General features: G+C 63.9%; 19 protein-coding genes, 2 pseudogenes and 1 other annotated feature. Of the genes and pseudogenes, 11 read left to right on the top strand and 10 right to left on the bottom strand.

Translation table 11 applies throughout. The features are described 5' to 3' along the window. Nucleotides 1–42: 42 nt before the first annotated feature. Nucleotides 43–1,160 (bottom strand): IS3 family transposase gene (locus tag H7I87_RS18495; protein WP_139800282.1). Its coding sequence is split into 2 segments (ribosomal slippage): nt 43–893 and nt 893–1,160, totalling 1,119 coding nucleotides; the frame shifts between segments, so codons are not numbered across the junction. 243 nt (nt 1,161–1,403) lie between these two features. Here H7I87_RS18495 and H7I87_RS18490 point away from each other — a divergent pair. The 4 genes and pseudogenes from H7I87_RS18490 to H7I87_RS18475 form a co-directional block, all read left to right on the top strand. Next, nucleotides 1,404–1,637, top strand: a pseudogene (locus H7I87_RS18490) (transposase); the annotation flags it as partial. Nucleotides 1,638–1,705: 68 nt separating this feature from the next. After that, nucleotides 1,706–1,936, top strand: coding sequence for a type ISP restriction/modification enzyme (locus tag H7I87_RS18485; protein ID WP_139800224.1), 231 nt, complete (start codon nt 1,706–1,708; stop codon nt 1,934–1,936). A 145-nt stretch (nt 1,937–2,081) separates the two neighbouring features. Further along, nucleotides 2,082–2,228: a hypothetical protein gene (locus H7I87_RS18480; RefSeq protein ID WP_155729909.1), complete on the top strand. Its 147-nt coding sequence runs from the start codon at nt 2,082–2,084 to the stop codon at nt 2,226–2,228. A 207-nt stretch (nt 2,229–2,435) separates the two neighbouring features. Continuing rightward, the gene (locus H7I87_RS18475; protein WP_063966975.1) at nt 2,436–2,726 is read left to right on the top strand and encodes a hypothetical protein; all 291 of its coding nucleotides are present in this window, start codon (nt 2,436–2,438) and stop codon (nt 2,724–2,726) included. On the opposite strand, the gene H7I87_RS18470 is transcribed toward H7I87_RS18475, so the two are convergent. Both H7I87_RS18470 and H7I87_RS29365 read right to left on the bottom strand, forming a co-directional pair. Next, nucleotides 2,723–3,049: a hypothetical protein gene (locus tag H7I87_RS18470; protein WP_139800225.1), complete on the bottom strand. Its 327-nt coding sequence runs from the start codon at nt 3,047–3,049 to the stop codon at nt 2,723–2,725. The genes H7I87_RS18475 and H7I87_RS18470 overlap by 4 nt on opposite strands. Nucleotides 3,050–3,680: 631 nt before the next feature. Next, nucleotides 3,681–3,866, bottom strand: a pseudogene (locus H7I87_RS29365) (hypothetical protein); the annotation flags it as partial. Nucleotides 3,867–3,964: 98 nt separating this feature from the next. Here H7I87_RS29365 and H7I87_RS18465 point away from each other — a divergent pair. From H7I87_RS18465 to H7I87_RS18445, 5 genes are all read left to right on the top strand, one after another. Continuing rightward, on the top strand, nt 3,965–5,149 hold the full coding sequence (locus tag H7I87_RS18465; RefSeq protein ID WP_196766651.1) for an RNA-guided endonuclease InsQ/TnpB family protein: 1,185 nt from the start codon (nt 3,965–3,967) through the stop codon (nt 5,147–5,149). A gap of 170 nt (nt 5,150–5,319) precedes the next feature. Further along, on the top strand, nt 5,320–5,595 hold the full coding sequence (locus tag H7I87_RS18460; protein WP_042791572.1) for a type II toxin-antitoxin system Phd/YefM family antitoxin: 276 nt from the start codon (nt 5,320–5,322) through the stop codon (nt 5,593–5,595). After that, nucleotides 5,592–6,008 carry a type II toxin-antitoxin system VapC family toxin gene (locus H7I87_RS18455; protein WP_042791571.1) on the top strand — a complete coding sequence of 139 codons (417 nt, stop codon included), beginning with the start codon at nt 5,592–5,594 and terminating at the stop codon, nt 6,006–6,008. The genes H7I87_RS18460 and H7I87_RS18455 overlap by 4 nt, the downstream gene beginning before the upstream one ends. 770 nt (nt 6,009–6,778) lie before the next feature. Continuing rightward, nucleotides 6,779–6,967, top strand: a complete 189-nt coding sequence (locus tag H7I87_RS18450; RefSeq protein WP_139800227.1) for a hypothetical protein — start codon at nt 6,779–6,781, stop codon at nt 6,965–6,967. Next, nucleotides 6,964–7,809, top strand: coding sequence for a hypothetical protein (locus H7I87_RS18445; protein ID WP_042791570.1), 846 nt, complete (start codon nt 6,964–6,966; stop codon nt 7,807–7,809). The genes H7I87_RS18450 and H7I87_RS18445 overlap by 4 nt, the downstream gene beginning before the upstream one ends. Nucleotides 7,810–7,864: 55 nt before the next feature. Here the strand turns inward: H7I87_RS18445 and H7I87_RS18440 are convergent, their stop codons facing one another. From H7I87_RS18440 to H7I87_RS18420, 5 genes are all read right to left on the bottom strand, one after another. After that, nucleotides 7,865–8,770, bottom strand: coding sequence for an EspK C-terminal domain-containing protein (locus H7I87_RS18440; RefSeq protein ID WP_155729908.1), 906 nt, complete (start codon nt 8,768–8,770; stop codon nt 7,865–7,867). Nucleotides 8,771–10,239: 1,469 nt separating this feature from the next. Then, nucleotides 10,240–11,034 carry an ESX-1 system-associated protein gene (locus H7I87_RS18435; protein WP_231113710.1) on the bottom strand — a complete coding sequence of 265 codons (795 nt, stop codon included), beginning with the start codon at nt 11,032–11,034 and terminating at the stop codon, nt 10,240–10,242. Between the two features lie 44 nt (nt 11,035–11,078). Next, a complete protein-coding gene (locus tag H7I87_RS18430) occupies nt 11,079–11,375 on the bottom strand; it encodes a hypothetical protein (protein WP_042791841.1) in 297 nt (98 codons plus the stop codon). A gap of 138 nt (nt 11,376–11,513) precedes the next feature. Beyond that, on the bottom strand, nt 11,514–11,900 hold the full coding sequence (locus tag H7I87_RS18425) for a hypothetical protein (RefSeq protein WP_042791568.1): 387 nt from the start codon (nt 11,898–11,900) through the stop codon (nt 11,514–11,516). Further along, nucleotides 11,897–12,196: a hypothetical protein gene (locus H7I87_RS18420; protein ID WP_139800230.1), complete on the bottom strand. Its 300-nt coding sequence runs from the start codon at nt 12,194–12,196 to the stop codon at nt 11,897–11,899. The genes H7I87_RS18425 and H7I87_RS18420 overlap by 4 nt, the downstream gene beginning before the upstream one ends. A gap of 529 nt (nt 12,197–12,725) precedes the next feature. On the opposite strand from H7I87_RS18420, the gene H7I87_RS18415 reads away from it, so the two are divergent. Beyond that, nucleotides 12,726–13,040, top strand: coding sequence for an ASCH domain-containing protein (locus tag H7I87_RS18415; RefSeq protein WP_244179172.1), 315 nt, complete (start codon nt 12,726–12,728; stop codon nt 13,038–13,040). Nucleotides 13,041–13,119: 79 nt separating this feature from the next. On the opposite strand, the gene H7I87_RS18410 is transcribed toward H7I87_RS18415, so the two are convergent. Next, the gene (locus tag H7I87_RS18410; RefSeq protein WP_042791567.1) at nt 13,120–13,359 is read right to left on the bottom strand and encodes a hypothetical protein; all 240 of its coding nucleotides are present in this window, start codon (nt 13,357–13,359) and stop codon (nt 13,120–13,122) included. A gap of 95 nt (nt 13,360–13,454) precedes the next feature. On the opposite strand from H7I87_RS18410, the gene H7I87_RS18405 reads away from it, so the two are divergent. Further along, the gene (locus H7I87_RS18405) at nt 13,455–13,649 is read left to right on the top strand and encodes a hypothetical protein (protein WP_063966974.1); all 195 of its coding nucleotides are present in this window, start codon (nt 13,455–13,457) and stop codon (nt 13,647–13,649) included. A gap of 28 nt (nt 13,650–13,677) precedes the next feature. Here H7I87_RS18405 and H7I87_RS18400 read toward each other — a convergent pair. Further along, nucleotides 13,678–14,939 (bottom strand): IS3 family transposase gene (locus H7I87_RS18400; protein WP_085989545.1). Its coding sequence is split into 2 segments (ribosomal slippage): nt 13,678–14,636 and nt 14,636–14,939, totalling 1,263 coding nucleotides; the frame shifts between segments, so codons are not numbered across the junction. Then, nucleotides 14,509–14,640 (bottom strand) — a sequence feature (AL1L pseudoknot). (Overlaps the previous gene by 132 nt.) Nucleotides 14,940–14,993 lie beyond the last annotated feature (54 nt).

Raw genomic sequence — 14,993 nt, 5'->3', positions numbered from 1 at the left:
TGGCCGGACCCCGTGAACTGGTCCACGGCGAACGAGAGTCGTTCATTGGTGGGTACAGCTGGCAGCGTAGCGGGCTGGGGGCTGGTAGCCCAGTGACGAATGTCGGCGGTGGTGGTTGTAGTCGTGTTTCCAGTCGCCGATTACCACCTGGGCCTGGGCCAGTGACCAGAAGCTGTTGATGTTCAAGCATTCGTCGCGGATGCGGGAGTTGAATGACTCGATGTAGCCGTTTCGCCACGGCTCGCCGGGCGGGATGAAATGCAGGCCGACCTGTCCGGCGGCCCAGTCAGCCATTGCGCTGCAGGCCAATTCGGGGCCGTTGTCACAGCGCAGCACTGCTGGATAGGTGCCGCGCTGGGCGGCCAGGCGGTCGAGTTCAGCGATCAAGTCCTCGCCGGTGATGCTGCGCTCGACCATCCCACCGAGGCATTCGCGGGTGTGCTCGTCGACGATGGAGACGATCTTGATTGGCCGTCCGTCAGTGGTGACGTCGAACTGGAAGTCGGCCGCCCACACCCGGTTGGGCGCATCGGCGGTAGGAACGTCAGCGGCGGTGGAGGTGCCGCGGCGTTTACGTCGGCGCCGCTGCGGTACCCGCAGACCTTCTTCGCGCCAAAGCCGTTGAACTTTCTTGTGATTCACAATCCATCCTTCACCGCGGGCATCGTGATAGGCGGGCCGAAACCCTCGCCGTGGGTGATCCTTGGCATAGGCGCGAAGCCAGGCCCGCAACGCCGCATCAGGATCGGCTGGCGTGGCTGCCCGTGACTCGTGTCGTTGGGTGGCGCGGTGCTGCCCGGTGACGCGGCAGGCGAACCGTTCACTGACCCCCAGCACCCGCTGGAGATGACGAACGGCCACCCGCCGACGTTCCGGGCCTAGAAGTTTCCCCTCGCAATCTCCTTAAGCGCGACCTTCTCCAACTCCGCATCAGCCAACAACCGCTTGAGCGTGGCGTTCTCACGCTCAAGGTCCTTGAGCCGTTTGGCGTCCTCGGCCTTCAGCCCACCGAACTGGTTACGCCACCGGTGATACGTCGCCTCGGAGACACCCAGCTCGCGGCACACCGCCGCGGTGTCCTTGCCCTCAGCCAGCAGCCGATCGGCCGCCATCAGCTTGCGCACAATCTGCTCGGGGCTATGCCGCTTCCTCGTCGCCATGATCTTGTCGAGCCTTCCTGCCCAAAAGGTGGGCCGCAAGACTCTCATACGCCATGGATCAACCGATCGGGGTCAGGCCATTTGCGCACAATCTGCTCGGGGCTATGCCGCTTCCTCGTCGCCATGATCTTGTCGAGCCTTCCTGCCCAAAAGGTGGGCCGCAAGACTCTCATACGCCATGGATCAACCGATCGGGGTCAGGCCAGGACATCGAGGACACTCCGCCGAGGACTACAGATAACCCAGGAACGGCTCAACAAAGAAATCAGGCGCAGGACCGACGTCGTGGGCATCTTCCCCGACCGGGCCTCGATCATCCGCCTCGTCGGTGCCGTGCTGGCCGAACAACACGACGAATGGATCGAAGGACGACGCTACCTGGGCCTTGACGTGCTCACCCGCGCCCGCACAGCACTGACCAGCACCGACGAGCCCGCCGGACAGCAAACCAACACCACCCCAGCCCTGACCGCCTAGACTGCCACCCGAAGGGTCACGCGATCGAACGAACTCTTACACCACGTCACTGGGCTTGGCCTGAGCGCGTGCGCTGGCGCGGCATTCCGGCCGCTGTATGGGATTACAAGATCGGCGGCTTCCAAGTTCTGCGTAAATGGCTTAGCTACCGCGAAAAGCGTGTCCTGGGACGCGATATCAGCATCGAGGAGACCCGCGCGTTTACCAACATTGCTCGCCGGCTCACCGCTGTGGTGCGGCGGGGCCCAGAGCTTGACCGCAACTATCTGGCCGTCACCGAGGCAGCATATTCGCCGTAAGCGCGGACCCGCAGGAATCTGATCACGAACCACATAGGACCACGGCGGTGTTGCAGGGAACACCTCAGTGGCTCGACGGCTGCCTCCACGAGCCGCTCGCTAGTTCGGATGGACGCCGGCGGCGGATATCGAAGAAAATATGTGGATGCCCAACGTGAGCGAACCGGTGATCGCCGACCTTCGTGCCGAACTGTTGAGCTTCAAACAAGCCTCCGGTGCTCAATGGGCGTGTGCGGCGGTACAGCTTGCCGGTGCGGTGGAAGCGCTGCTGGAAGACGCGGAAGCCGACTAAAGCGGGCCCTGGCCGCCGAGTCCGATGCAGTTGGAGTCGAACGTATGATCGGGTCGTGGTGCGGGGCGCCCACACCAACCAATCCGGCCACGGCTTGCGCTGCGGTCGGGCACGAGGCGTCGGCTGGGGCAGGGTGAGCCCGTGGGCGACCAGTACACGCCTAAACGTGGCTGGCGACACCCACACCAGGTTCTCGTAGGAACCGCGGTGGGCGAGCTTGCGATGCGACCGATCGACCGGTCCCCAACGCTCGGCGACGTCGAGGATCGCGGCGATCTCCTCGCCCAGCAGCGCGTGCATCGCCCGCCCGGGCGCCTGATCGACCAGGGTGCCGACATCGCGGCGCCGGGCTCGCCAGCGGTGCACACGCGAGTCGGAGACCTGCCACAGCGAGCATGCCCAGGTGTGGGCGAACCCGGCCGCGACTGCGTCGTCGACGCTCTTCAGGACGGCTTCCTTGACCTCGGCGGGGACCCGCGCCGGCACCGGCCCGCTTAGCCCCAGCCGGCTTTTCCCCGCGCCACCGCCAGCTCGATGGCCTGCGCCTTGACCGCCTCGGTCAGCTGCGCGATCTCGGCCCTTGCCGCCTCGAGCTGCCAATCCCGCCGCGTACCAGGACGTCCCGGCTTGCGCGACAACGCCGCCAGGGCGGCATCTTTGACAATGCGGCGGATCGCGATCACCGTCGACACGTCCACCTGCCACTTGCGCGCAGCCTCCGCCTGGGAAATCTCCCCGGCCGTCACCTGCAGGAAGATCTCCCACTTCGTCTCCGCCGACAAGGTCTTCGCACGGCGCCGACCGTTGCTGGACTCGGGCATGAACAGCTCCTCTCGGATCACCCGAGAAGACTGCCAGCCTTGGGTAATTTCTCACCCCGATCTCTGCGGCGAACTCAGACGCAAACCACACGTTGCGAGCGGATCCACCGATCGTGTACATGACGCCCATCACTAAGGATGTAATGGCCGCGGCGCCTGCGACTTTCGTAAGATCTGCGCGCCAACTCGCCTCGTAGATTTGGTCAAGACGGTTACTGCCGCTTGTGTTGACCGCCAGCGCGACGTTAATCGCGGCATTACCAGTGAAAAGTGCAGCAACCACACCGATCGCGAGTTCTGGTGATATGTTTCCCTTGAACGTGTGGTACGCCGCGGCGATCCCGGAGAACACGTCGCCGTTGACTGCGAGGATCGCACCCACCACGGCGGCAGACAATGGAGTAACCGCCGTGAGAAATGCAACTACGAGAAGAGCGCCGCGGGAAAGCCTGCCGAGCTGGCTACGGCGCAGCTGTGCTTGTAATTCTTTGTCGCTGACCGCTTCTTGCGACAGGCGCCGAGCGACCGCCACGAGGTGTTGTCTTTCTAGGTCGCTTGGTGCGTGTGGGGTGGTCACCTGGTCGAGGATCAAGGTCAATTCCTCGGTTTCTCCGTGAGTCTCCCGCTGGTTACCTCTTGTGTGGACCCCGCGGCGCCCGTCCTCCGATGCATCTGGGTAAGCCGGGGTGTCGACCGCGGCCGCGTGGCCGGAGTCAGGTTGCTCATCGTGAAGCGCTGTACCTCGCTTGCTGAAAGCAGCAACGATCGCGGTCCTAGCCCTGCGGTATCTCCCTTTTGCGCTATTGCTGAGCCTCATCGGGTGGTTGCGGCGTGGAAACCCTTGGCTTTAGCCGGGGGAGGAAACGCCGCGTCTCCTTTCGCTGGGTTGTCGGTGGCCAGGGTTAGGTTGCTGCTGTGTCGCGGTATCGGTTGCTTCCCACTGGCGAGCAGGCGGCGGGGCTGGCAGAACACTGTCGCCACGCGCGCTATGTGTGGAACCTGGCTGTCGAGCAGCAACAGCACTGGCAGCCAGGCCGCAAAGCGCCCGGCTACAACGAGCAGTGCGCTCAGTTGACTGCGGCCCGCGCCGAATACCAATGGTTGGCAGCCGGGTCGCAGACGGTGCAGCAGCAGGCGTTGCGGGATTTCACCCAAGCGATGCGCAACTTTTTCAACGGCACCCATCGCCGCCCGACGTGGCGCAAAAAAGGTGTGCACGAGGGCTTCCGGCAAGTCGCGGTCAAAGCCCATCACGTCGAGCGTCTGAACCGCAGGTTCGGGCGGGTGTGGGTGCCCAAGGTCGGCTGGGTCCGGTTCCGGCTGTCGCGGCCGATCCCACAGGGGGTCAAGTCCTACCGCGTCACCTGTGATCGGGCCGGGCGTTGGCACATTGCATTCGCCCACCCGCCCCCACCTATTGCCGGTCCGTGTGATGGCTCGGTAGTAGGGATCGACCGTGGCGTGACGGTGGCAGCCGCGTTGTCGACCGGGGAGCTGCTGCACGCTCCGGGGCTGAGCCCCGGTGAGACCAGACGGTTGAAGGGGCTCCAGCAGCGTCTCGCTCGTGCCGAGCGTGGCTCCAACCGGCGAGCTCGCACCAAGTGTGCGATCGCCAAACTCAAGGCCCGCGAGGCCGACCGACGTAAAGACTGGGTCGAAAAGGCCACCACCGATATCGCGCACCGCTTCGACACGATCTGCATCGAAGCGCTTGATGTGCAGGCGATGACCCGCTCGGCGCGGGGAACGATGGAACAGCCCGGCGTAGGTGTTGCCGCCAAACGGGGCCTTAACCGCGGTATTAGCAGCAGCTGTTGGGGCCTGTTGGCTGCGCGTTTGCAGCACAAAGCCTTTGGTCGGGTCGAGCAGGTCCCGGCCGCGTACACGTCGCAGCGATGCGCCCAGTGCGGGCACACTGCTCCCGGAAACCGTAAGAGCCAAGCGGTTTTCGAGTGCCAAGCCTGCACCGCCGGGTCGTGCCACGCCGACGTGAACGCTGCACGCAACATCGCCGCCGGACGGGCGGTGACAGCACGGGGAGACCTCGGCGCTAGCCGGTCTACGAACCGTGAACCTCAACTCAGCTCTCCTGCCGCATAGGTAGTGGGATGGGGTTGGAATCCCCTGGCTTCCAGCCAGAGGAGGACGTCAAGCCCGTATCTTGGCAGCTCAAGACGACACATCAGTATCCACCTGCGGGCCAAGTCTTTCGCCAAACCAACAACTAAATGCTCCCGCCGACGTAGCACCCGCTGTGCTACGGTGAAGTAGTGGAGGTAATCGGGGTCCGAGAACTACGGCAACACGCGTCGCGATACCTCGCTCGTGTTGAAGCCGGCGAGAAACTCGGCGTCACTAACAAAGGACGGCTCGTCGCCCGCCTCGTCCCGGTGCAAACCACGGAGCGTTCACGCGAGGCCCTCATCGAGGCCGGCGTCCTGATCCCGGCCCAGCGGTCGTGCAACCTTCTCGACATCACACCCGTGCCGACGCGCGGCCGCACGCGCAATCTGTCCGATGTCCTCAACGAGATACGCAACGAGTGATCTACATAGACACCTCAGCCCTGACCAAGCTGCTCATCGCCGAACCCGAAACTCCCGAACTGCGGACATGGCTCACCACGCAAAATGACCAGGGCGAATACGCGGCAACGAGTGCGCTCAGCCGCGTCGAGCTGATGAGAGTCGTTGCCCGATACGGCGAACCAGGCCAAGCCGAGCGTGCCCGCTACCTACTCGACGGGCTCGACATCCTCCCGATCACCGAACCTGTGATCACCCTCGCCGAAACAATCGGCCCAGCCACCCTGCCCTCCCTCGACGCACTCCACCTCGCGGCAGCGGCCCAAATCAACCGCGAACTAACAGCGTTCGTCACATACGACCACCGATTGCGCGACGGCGGCCGCGCAATCGGCTTCACGACAGCATCACCCGGCATAGTCCGCGGAACATAGCCGAATTTCCCAACCGGCGCAGGAGGATCCAAGCCATGCCCCCTTCGAGTTATGACGGCGGTGAGATTGAGCTGGTGTAGAGGTGCACGAAGCCGACTTCACAATCCCGCCTGCGCATCCTGTGATCAGACTGCTGTGGTCGGTAAGCGACGCTGCCCACCTTCCCGATGGTGCACGAGACCATCGGAGCCCGATGAATAGTTGAAACATGATTGGCGAGGAGAGGATCGAGTGGCGCCCTATACGCACATCTGCGCCCGTTGCGGCCATCCCATAACGGCCCACCGGCTGGACCCGGCCGTGCAGACCGTCCTCGGCCCCTACTGCTGCTACTACGACCGTTGCGCGTGCCGGATCATGCAGACCGACCCGGTGCATCCGATCCGGAACAAGTCCGAGTTCGAGCGACGGTTCCCCGGTTGGCCTCGCCAGCTTCGCCCAATTCCGTCCCGAGCCCGTAATACAGGCAGGCGGTAGGGGAAGGTGGCTGATCACACTGAAGCGGTGTTGAGGCGCATACGCCGCCGAGCATGCCGCCGCACAGCCGAACGCATCCTCACTCGGGCGCAGAACGACCGCGCCATGGCCGCCGCCGTCGCTGACGACTTCAACGAATTCTTCCAATGCGACTTGCCCGAGCGGCCGTGGTACGCCATCGCTGATGCCGCCTCGGAAGCCGATTACTACTCGCAATGACAATCGCGCGACCAAATGTCATATCCGGCAGGGAGAATCGAGTTGTCAAAACCACTAGAGACGGGACGGCTGGAATGATCAACGTCGGCGATAGAGTGCGCCTGGCTTGGCGTACACACGATCTCACAACCCCCACAGGAATCGTCACCGATCTCTACGACAACGGCGATGTTGAAGTTGACTGGTGGGCGGGCCGCATAACCAATCGGGAGTCACCCGACGATCTGCACGTGCTCGAGTCGCCGGCCAGGGTGCCGCAATGACGGGCAGTCCCATGGACCTTGGTAAGTGGTGGAGTTTGCACACCGGTCACTATGCATGGGTGCTGGGTCGCCACCTCGCCGCCGCACGGGAGGGCCGGCTCTCGCCCACTTGGCGGGAAGACCTCATCACCGACACGATGAAGCCCATCCGCAGCCTTCGACTGCCATCGGGGGGCGGGCTTTCTCTCGACGACATCATGGCCGGTAAACGCAGAACGATGCCGCCCCCGGCGCCGCCCAAACCGGTGCCTGAAGTGGTCCTGAAATCGTGCGTGCTGGGCTTGCGTGAACACGACCCCTGCGCCGAGCTCGACGCCGACGTCGTGCAGGCCTGCGCGGCGCTCGACGTGGCGCACATACCACCGGCAGCATGGGAACCCTACGCCGCCAATGGGGACTGGCGGACGGCATTGGACGCGTGGTTCGCCGCCGCATCAGCCGCCCTCGATGACGCCGCCCATGCGGAACGTGTGCACCGCTGGGCCCACCCTGACCGCACGAGCGTGGGCATCGAAGAATACAAGCTCGAACAACTGAGCATCGAACACGACCTTCTGGAGGTCTCCTACCTCGCTGGCATTGAGGCTGGGACCGGGGTTGATAGCGGCTGGCGCGACAGATTGGCCCAACGTCTAGAGCATTGGGGCGACAGTGAACGCCGCGAGCAATACCGGCTCGCTCTACTCAACCACGACACTCCCCGATGGCCGCACGCACCCAGCACGGCGCGCGATGCTGATATCGAAAACGACCCTTACCGAGGCGTTTTCGGTTCCGCACCCCCGCTACCGTCGCTGCCGACACACCCACTGCCCGACTACTGGAGGATGCCCGCCAGGTGATGGGCAGAGCCCTAGATCGCGTCGAGAAACCCTTCCTGCCATAGGCACCAGGTATTCACCTCGTCGCGGCCAGTGCCGAATACACCATGTCCGCCAACGTTTCTCGCGTTGGCTCACGCTGCGCCAGCCACAACGTTTCCCACCCACGCAGCTGCTGTTCTGCCGCCACCAACTCCTTATTCCAGCCCTCGGCAAGCGGCTCAGGCGCGTCGTACTTTCCCGAGGTCATGATCTCCGACCGTTGTTTATGCATTTTCATACCCACCGCCGCCCACAGTTCGTCACCACCGGAACGGCTGATCTGCTGGACAGTGGTACCACGCAACCCATCGACACCGAACGCCCGATCGTGCGACTCAGCCACCCACGATGCCACATACCGCATAGTCGCCGCGATCTTATCTTCCGGTATCGCCTGCACCCATGGCCATCCATCATCCGGCGACGCCACCTGTAAGCGGTGCCGGCCCGCCGGGTTACGGAGCGGATTATGGTTGTGATCCACCACCGCCTTGTCGTCGGCGACGATCACAGTGTGCTTTGCAAACAATGCGGCCAGACCTAAACGGTGGCGCGCCACAACGAGAATCGGCGCTTCGCCGATTACATGCGCATATTGGGCGAGCACCCGTGCTGGCGGCTTCAATCCTCGCCATAGTTTCCGGATCGACCAGTCGATCGTGTCATCAAGGTGCGCGATGATGACCCCGCCCGGCATGTACACCCCGGACGGGATCCACGAAAGCCCTTCGCGTGAGGCAATTACAAACCGAGCCTTCTCCCCTGCCTGTTTGAAAACCGCGCAGGCCCATTCCTGCACCCAGCCGAGAGCCGGATCGTTCAGCGCGGCAACCAAAGCCGTCGCCGCGGCGAACTCTGGTGTCGCCGACAAGCCGCCTCCGATCGTGTGCGAACCCATCCGCACAGCCCGCAGCGCGGCGTTCGTCGCACCGAGATTCATCACGCTCGGCGGCGGCATCGTCGGCGGCGCGCCAGAACCACCCGAACCAGGCACTCCGACAGGGCCGGCCACACTAGGCGCAGCCGGCGGAGCCGGCGGTGGCGCAGGCGGATTCGGCACCCCCGCCGCCGGCGGCGGGGCCAACGGAACCGCTGCAGCCTGCTGAGGACTAATCGGAGGCGGCGAGGCCCCCGACTGTGCGGGCACAACCTGCTCACCCACAGCCGACGGAGGCGGAGAAGATGGAACCGCAGGCGGCGGCCCAGCAGGCATCGTCGACCCCGGAGGCGGCCTGAACGGTTGCGCAGCTGCCGCGCTACTCGTCACCGGAGCCGACGACGCGAAACCTTGCGCCGCACCACTGAGGAACTGTGCCGGCGGCGGCGCTGCGGCGGGGCTGCCAGCCGCTCCCCCGCCGGGTATGCTGCCGCTGCTCGGTAAGCCGCTGCCCGCTAAGCCGCTCCCACCGGCCGGCAGCCCGCCGCCGGACAAGCCGCTGGTCGGCAGCGGACTGCTCGGCGGCGACAGTCCAGCCATCTTTGGAACGCCACCACCAACACCGCTCAGACCAGAACCAGCGCCAGACCCCGGTGTTGACGCCCCGATGCTCGTCGGCGGCTGTGGCGCGACACCGGCCCCGTTCGTTCCTAGCTGACCTGATTTTTGCGGTACCACTCGGGTCTCCGATTGGCCCGGTTGAAGCTGGCCGCTCGCTTGACTTTGCGGTTTCGTAACTTCGTCTGATTTCGCCGTGTTCTGCGCCGGTTCCGTAGACGGCTTCTGGTTGCTAGGAGCAGTTTCGTCGTATTGTGGTTTCTCAGCTGGGCTGCCATTCGAGTCAACTGGGCTTGCTTTCACCCCGCCACCCGGGGCTCCGGGTCCTGATTCGCCACCGTGCCTATTTGTGCCGTTGCCGGAGCCGACAGGCGGTGAGCCCTTGAAAACGAGTGGCGTTAGCCCAAGCGGTGCTGGGGTCGTGGGTGTGTAGAGGCCGTTGTACAGCGCCTCGATATCTCTTTTGGCTTCGTTGATCGTCTGTTGTATTTCGTTGCGCAGCTGCTGGATTCGTCGCTCGCGGATCTCTGGCCGCAAGCTGGTTGCCTGTAGTGCGGCGATCTCGGATTCCTTGGCGGCGATGATGGCCTCGGCGGCCGCGACCTCTATAGCGATGAGGACTTTCGTCGTCGTGAGTGAGCCGGCGGTCGCTTCCGTCTCGGCGCCGCCTTTGCCAAACCACCCGACGAGATTGGTTGCCATGGCGCCGACGCGGAAGGCTGCGTTTATCGGTGGCTCAAGGCCGAGACGAGCAACGGAGTGGTAGGCGTGGCCGTCCTCGTAGGCCTTGGTCTCGGCAGTCTGTGCACTGGAGCCGGCGTGGATTATCTGCATGCCGACGGCGCCCACTGCCGTCTCGTCGATCTCCGGCCAGTTGTTGCCGACCAGGTTGTGAGGACTGGGCGGCCGCTGAATCACTTCTGCGCCGTCGCCGTGCACAAAGCGTTGACTGCGTTGCTGAAGTTCACCACGGCACCCCAGAACTTGGCGTCGTCGGGCTGATAACCAGGGATCGCGTCCGCGGTGTGTTCTTCGTACACGGCCTGTTGCTGCATCAATCCCTTGAGCAGCTGATTCTGTGCCTTTCCAGCTAAGCGACGCATGTCGGTCGCTTCGGCACGAAGTACAGGTATCGCCGCCATGTTTATCGCTCGCTGATCTGGAGACCACTGCGCGGACGGGATTCGTGGATCGACTCCAACCCAGTTTTCTAGCTGCGTCCGGTAGGCATCGTGCATCGGCGCCCATTCCGCGCACACGGGGTCAGGAGTGACCGGAATGGTCGGGCTGATTTCGGCTGGCTTGGCGGGTGCGGTGACAGTGCTCGGCGCTGGCGCTGCCGCGGTGGTGTTGTCTCGGTCGGCGGTGCTGTAGCCGACGAGCCCGCCGGCGATGCCGCCGATCAGAAGCGCTGCCGCGGCCGCGGCACCGATACCCGCCCACAGGCGACCCCGAAGCGTGCCCTGTCGACGTCGGGACTGGGTCAAGATCATGTCGAATTCGGATTGCGGCCGCGACTCCATGTCGTGGACCGCGACCTGGACGGCGGCTGAGGGCACGTTGAGGTCGGTGAGTTCTTTGACGTAGCGGGCCAGGGCGACGTGGTGGGCGCTGTAGAGCTTCCCGGATGGTGTGTCCATGCCGGGCACGAAGCGGCTGACGAGGTCTTGTCGGAGTCCGGATTCACGGGAGATTTCGGCCAAGGTCATCCATCGTCCGGGTGCGGCGGACGGCTGAGGGCGGGCAAAGGTCGTCATATGGTGTAGGTCCCTCCCTCTGCGCTGCGGTTGACGGTGTCGGCACCCGACTGGTCGGTGGCGTTGATTGCTTCGGGTATCGCGGTGGCGCCGGCGCGCAAAGCGTCGACGCTCTGGTTGTAGGTGTTGATTTCCTTGCGGGCGGCGTCGAGGAAGGCGTTGAGCTCGGCCGCGATCTGCTGGCTCTTAGGGTCGCTGCCGGTAGGGACGGACGGGAAGTCGGCTGACAGGTGCATGCCCATAGAGGCCCCTACCTGAGCGGCTTTCTTGGTGTTGGCATCAATGTCGGCCATGTCCTCTAGCCCTCCTTCCACCGCAAGTCTAGGTGGTGTCCGCTTTTATCGACACACCTTTGTCCTGCTCAGTGACGTTGCCAACCGCTCGCCCGGTGTTCAAAACGCCGTGTCCAGCGCTTGCCGGCACCTTCGATTTCATCGCGGCGCCGCGGCAGGCGGCTGGTTTTCTGTCCAGTAGGTCGGTAATTGCTGTATCGCGTCGATGAGGCGTTGCGGTTCGCACCAAAGGTGGCGAATCCTCGTATCCGCTTGTTCTTTTATCCAGGCGTACCAGGAGTTTTCTGCGCTGCCGGGAATGTCCCATTGTGCGGCGCGGGCGCGGTACCAGCCGAGCCAGTCGTTGGTTTCGCCGCCGGCGGCCAGGCCGGCGTGGTAGCTCGCGGCGAGCTCGTCGCGCACAATGCGCGAATACAACTCGTCTGATGGTGAATGTGGCTCGACGTACTTCAGCAGGCAGGCCTCGGCTCTGCCGATCTGCTTCGCGTAGTGATCTGCCCAGAACTCGTCTGTGGCGGCCTTCAATTTGCTGCGCAGTTCTTCCAGTTCCGTCCGGCGTAGTCTGTTCGTGACGGCTCTCCTATGACGTAGCTGTAGTCACGGAGTTCTATTGAGGCCGTGAACCAGGCATCGAGGGCACGTCGCCAGTCGCCGTTGGTCACGTAGGGTTCCCAGTCAGCTTTCGAGCCGCTGACGATTTCGTGCAGCGCCAACGCTTCCGCGTCGTTGTCCTTGGCTGTTTCCGCCGCATAGCTGCGCCCCGTCACTTGTTCGAAAAACTTGACGTCCTCCCCGCAGTGAAACTGCGAGGAGGACGTCAATTGGCAACAAGGGCATTCGACAATCGTCGCGCTTATCAAGCGTCGACATCTTGAGCAGATCAGCGGGGCTGCCGCAAATGGCCAATACCTGCTTGAGCAGGCCAGCCAACGCCTAGCCAGCGCTCAGATAGTCTCGCGCACGGACCCAGTCGGCGCCTACAACCTCGCCTACGACGCCGCCCGCCAGGCCTGCGTCTCCACGCTCCTGCAGCAGGGACTCAGGCCACTCATAGCCGGCGGTCATATCGCGATCGCGGAAGCAGTCCAAGCCCAGTTCGGTGAGCCGTTCTACTTCTTCAACGCGATGCGCCGCCGCCGCAACAAGCTGGAATACCCGCAGAACCCGACGATGTGGCAATCGCTCCCGACGTGGTCGCCGAAGCCATCAGCTACGTCGCAGACACCATCGATGCGGTCGAGCAGCTACTTCCCCGACTTGACCTCTGGCGAAGCACTGCGACCGGCGTTTCATGACGACGCCTGCCGTCCGTTTCTACGAGCCGCCGATGACCGGAGGCGGTGATCGCTGATGGCACGCCTTATGTCGGTGTCGCTGACTGAGGCACAAGTCGTCGCCAGGACCAAGACGGTCACCCGTCGGATGGGCTGGCGCAACCAGACCGCCGGCGAGCGTCTGACGTTGTGTCGCAAGGTCATGAGGCGCCGCCGTGGCGAGCCGTTGGTGCGGATCGTCGACGTCGAGGTGGTCTCGGTTCGGCGTGAGCCGCTCGCCGCGATCACCGACGATGACTGTGTCCTGGAAGGATTTCCGCAGATGAGCCGGCGCAATTCGCGGAATTCTTCTGTGCCACGCATGCTGGGTGCACGCCTTCATCGGAAGTGACCAGGATCGAGTGGCGCTACCTCGACGGCGCACACTAGCGGGCCCTGTCTGGCCGGGGTTGAGCGTCGCGTTCAGGGCTTCACCGGCTGCTGGCCTTAGCCGTCGCGAGCGCATCTTGCACTTCGCCTAATTTGCCGTCCACCACCTCGACCAACAACTTCGGGTCGTTGATGTCTATGTGGCGCATCTTGGATACATCGGTGATTGCGGCGGCAATACGTTGGGAGGCTTGGGCATTGGCGGCGACGATCGGTAGCGCCTCTGCTCGTCGCATCAAAGCCGTTGCAGCCGCAATGAAGCTCTCGAATTTCTCGTCCACCCCTGTTCCCTTCGTCGGTCACCTTGGGATCAGGCTATGGGAGCGATGCGGGTTACGCGACGGCCAAACCGTATTGATTTCGAAGGGTCGCAGCAGTGGCCCGCTCTTCGGCGGACCATTGCCGGTTCGCGCTGCTAAGGGCGCTCGCGTTGCTGGTCGATTGCGGCTATCTCGGCGTCGAGGGCCGCCTGCGTTCCATCATCGATTACACGGTCGGCGGTCTCGTTGTCGAGTTGGTAGACACCGTCGATGGGCCCTTCGGTCAAGTGCCGGCGGACAGCTTCGACTGAATCGCCCTGGTTTTGATGGAGGCTCGTGCTATTGGATTTCGACCAGTGGGTGGTCGGTCCGTTTCGTAGCGTAGAACGCGGCCTCGAACTCTGCTGGAGGTACGTCGTTGAGGTAGCCGTGCAGTCGGCTGGTGTTGTGCCAGTGCACCCAGCTCAGCGTGGCCAACTCGACATCTTCGACGGTTTTCCATGGTCCTGGCCGGGCCGGTCCGTAGATGAGTTCGGCCTTGTAGTAGCCGTTCACCGTCTCGGCGAGGGCGTTATCGAAGCTGTCACCAACGGTCCCGATCGAGGGCACCGCCCCGATCTCGGCAAGGCGTTCGCTGTAGCGGATGGATGTGAATTGCGATCCGGCATCGGAATGACATCGCAACCCTGCCAACATCTTTCCGCGTGACCAGCGGGCCATTTCGATGGTGTCGAGCACCACGGTGGTGCGCATGTGCGAAGCGACGCGCCAGCCGATGATCATCCGGCTGAAGGCGTCGGTCAGGAAACAAACGTAGGCCACGCCGGCCCAGGTCGGCACGAACGTCAGATCGGTAACCCACAGCTGGTTGGGCGCGCTCGCGGTGAAGTCCCGGCCCACCAGATCGGGATGCCGTGGTGCACCTGGGCCGGGTTTGGTGGTGCGGACCCGTTTGCCACGGCGCACACCGGCGATCCCAGCCTCGCGCATCAGCCGGGCGATCTGGTCACGGCCGATGTCGTGGCCGGCGCGACGGGCGGCTTTCCAGAGCTTACGGGCGCCATACACCCGGTAGTTGTCCTCCCAGAGCTGCGTGATGACGGGTCGCATCACCGCGTCGCGCTGGGCCCGCGCCGACGGAGTTCGGGTCTTGTTCGCGTAATACGTGCTCGGGGCCACCTGCAGGCCTGCCGATCGCAGGACGGTGCAGATGGGCTCGACCCCGAACTCGTCGCGGTTCGCGTCGATGAACGCCACTATTTGCGGTGTTGGCGGTCGAGCTCCGCCCCGAAGAAACTGGCGGCTCGCTTCAGAATTTCATTGGCGCGCTTAAGTTCTCGGTTCTCTTGCTCGAGATCTTTGATCCGCTTGGACTCCGCGGTAGACACCCCGGGCGCGTACCCGTCATCGATATCGGCCTGGCGGACCCAGGCCCGCACCGACTCGATCCCATACCCGAGTTGGCGTGCAACCCGATGTACCGTCCCGTGCTCGGTGCCCAACTCGGCGCGCAACGTGCGGACCATCCGCACCGCGGCGGCCTTCTCCTCCGGGCTGTACCTGCGCGTCGTCGGCTTCCCTGGCGACTGTTCCTTCGGCATTGCTCCATCCTCGTTTCCAAGGTCAGGAGCCTCCAGGATTTCCAGGGCGATTCA

The sequence above is a fragment of the Mycobacterium timonense genome, assembly GCF_025821985.1.
GTDB classification, from domain to species: Bacteria; Actinomycetota; Actinomycetes; order Mycobacteriales; family Mycobacteriaceae; genus Mycobacterium; species Mycobacterium avium.
This window is presented reverse-complemented; position numbering and strand designations above follow the sequence as displayed.

Bases quoted from the DNA above. Each gene is read 5' to 3' on its own strand.
- H7I87_RS18480 (WP_155729909.1), top strand. From the start codon at position 2,082: ATGCCCAACGTGAGCGAACCGGTGATCGCCGACCTTCGTGCCGAACTG.
- H7I87_RS18470 (WP_139800225.1), bottom strand. From the start codon at position 3,049: ATGCCCGAGTCCAGCAACGGTCGGCGCCGTGCGAAGACCTTGTCGGCG.
- H7I87_RS18450 (WP_139800227.1), top strand. From the start codon at position 6,779: ATGATCAACGTCGGCGATAGAGTGCGCCTGGCTTGGCGTACACACGAT.
- H7I87_RS18445 (WP_042791570.1), top strand. From the start codon at position 6,964: ATGACGGGCAGTCCCATGGACCTTGGTAAGTGGTGGAGTTTGCACACC.
- H7I87_RS18440 (WP_155729908.1), bottom strand. From the start codon at position 8,770: ATGAATCTCGGTGCGACGAACGCCGCGCTGCGGGCTGTGCGGATGGGT.
- H7I87_RS18435 (WP_231113710.1), bottom strand. From the start codon at position 11,034: ATGACCTTGGCCGAAATCTCCCGTGAATCCGGACTCCGACAAGACCTC.
- H7I87_RS18430 (WP_042791841.1), bottom strand. From the start codon at position 11,375: ATGGCCGACATTGATGCCAACACCAAGAAAGCCGCTCAGGTAGGGGCC.
- H7I87_RS18415 (WP_244179172.1), top strand. From the start codon at position 12,726: ATGGCACGCCTTATGTCGGTGTCGCTGACTGAGGCACAAGTCGTCGCC.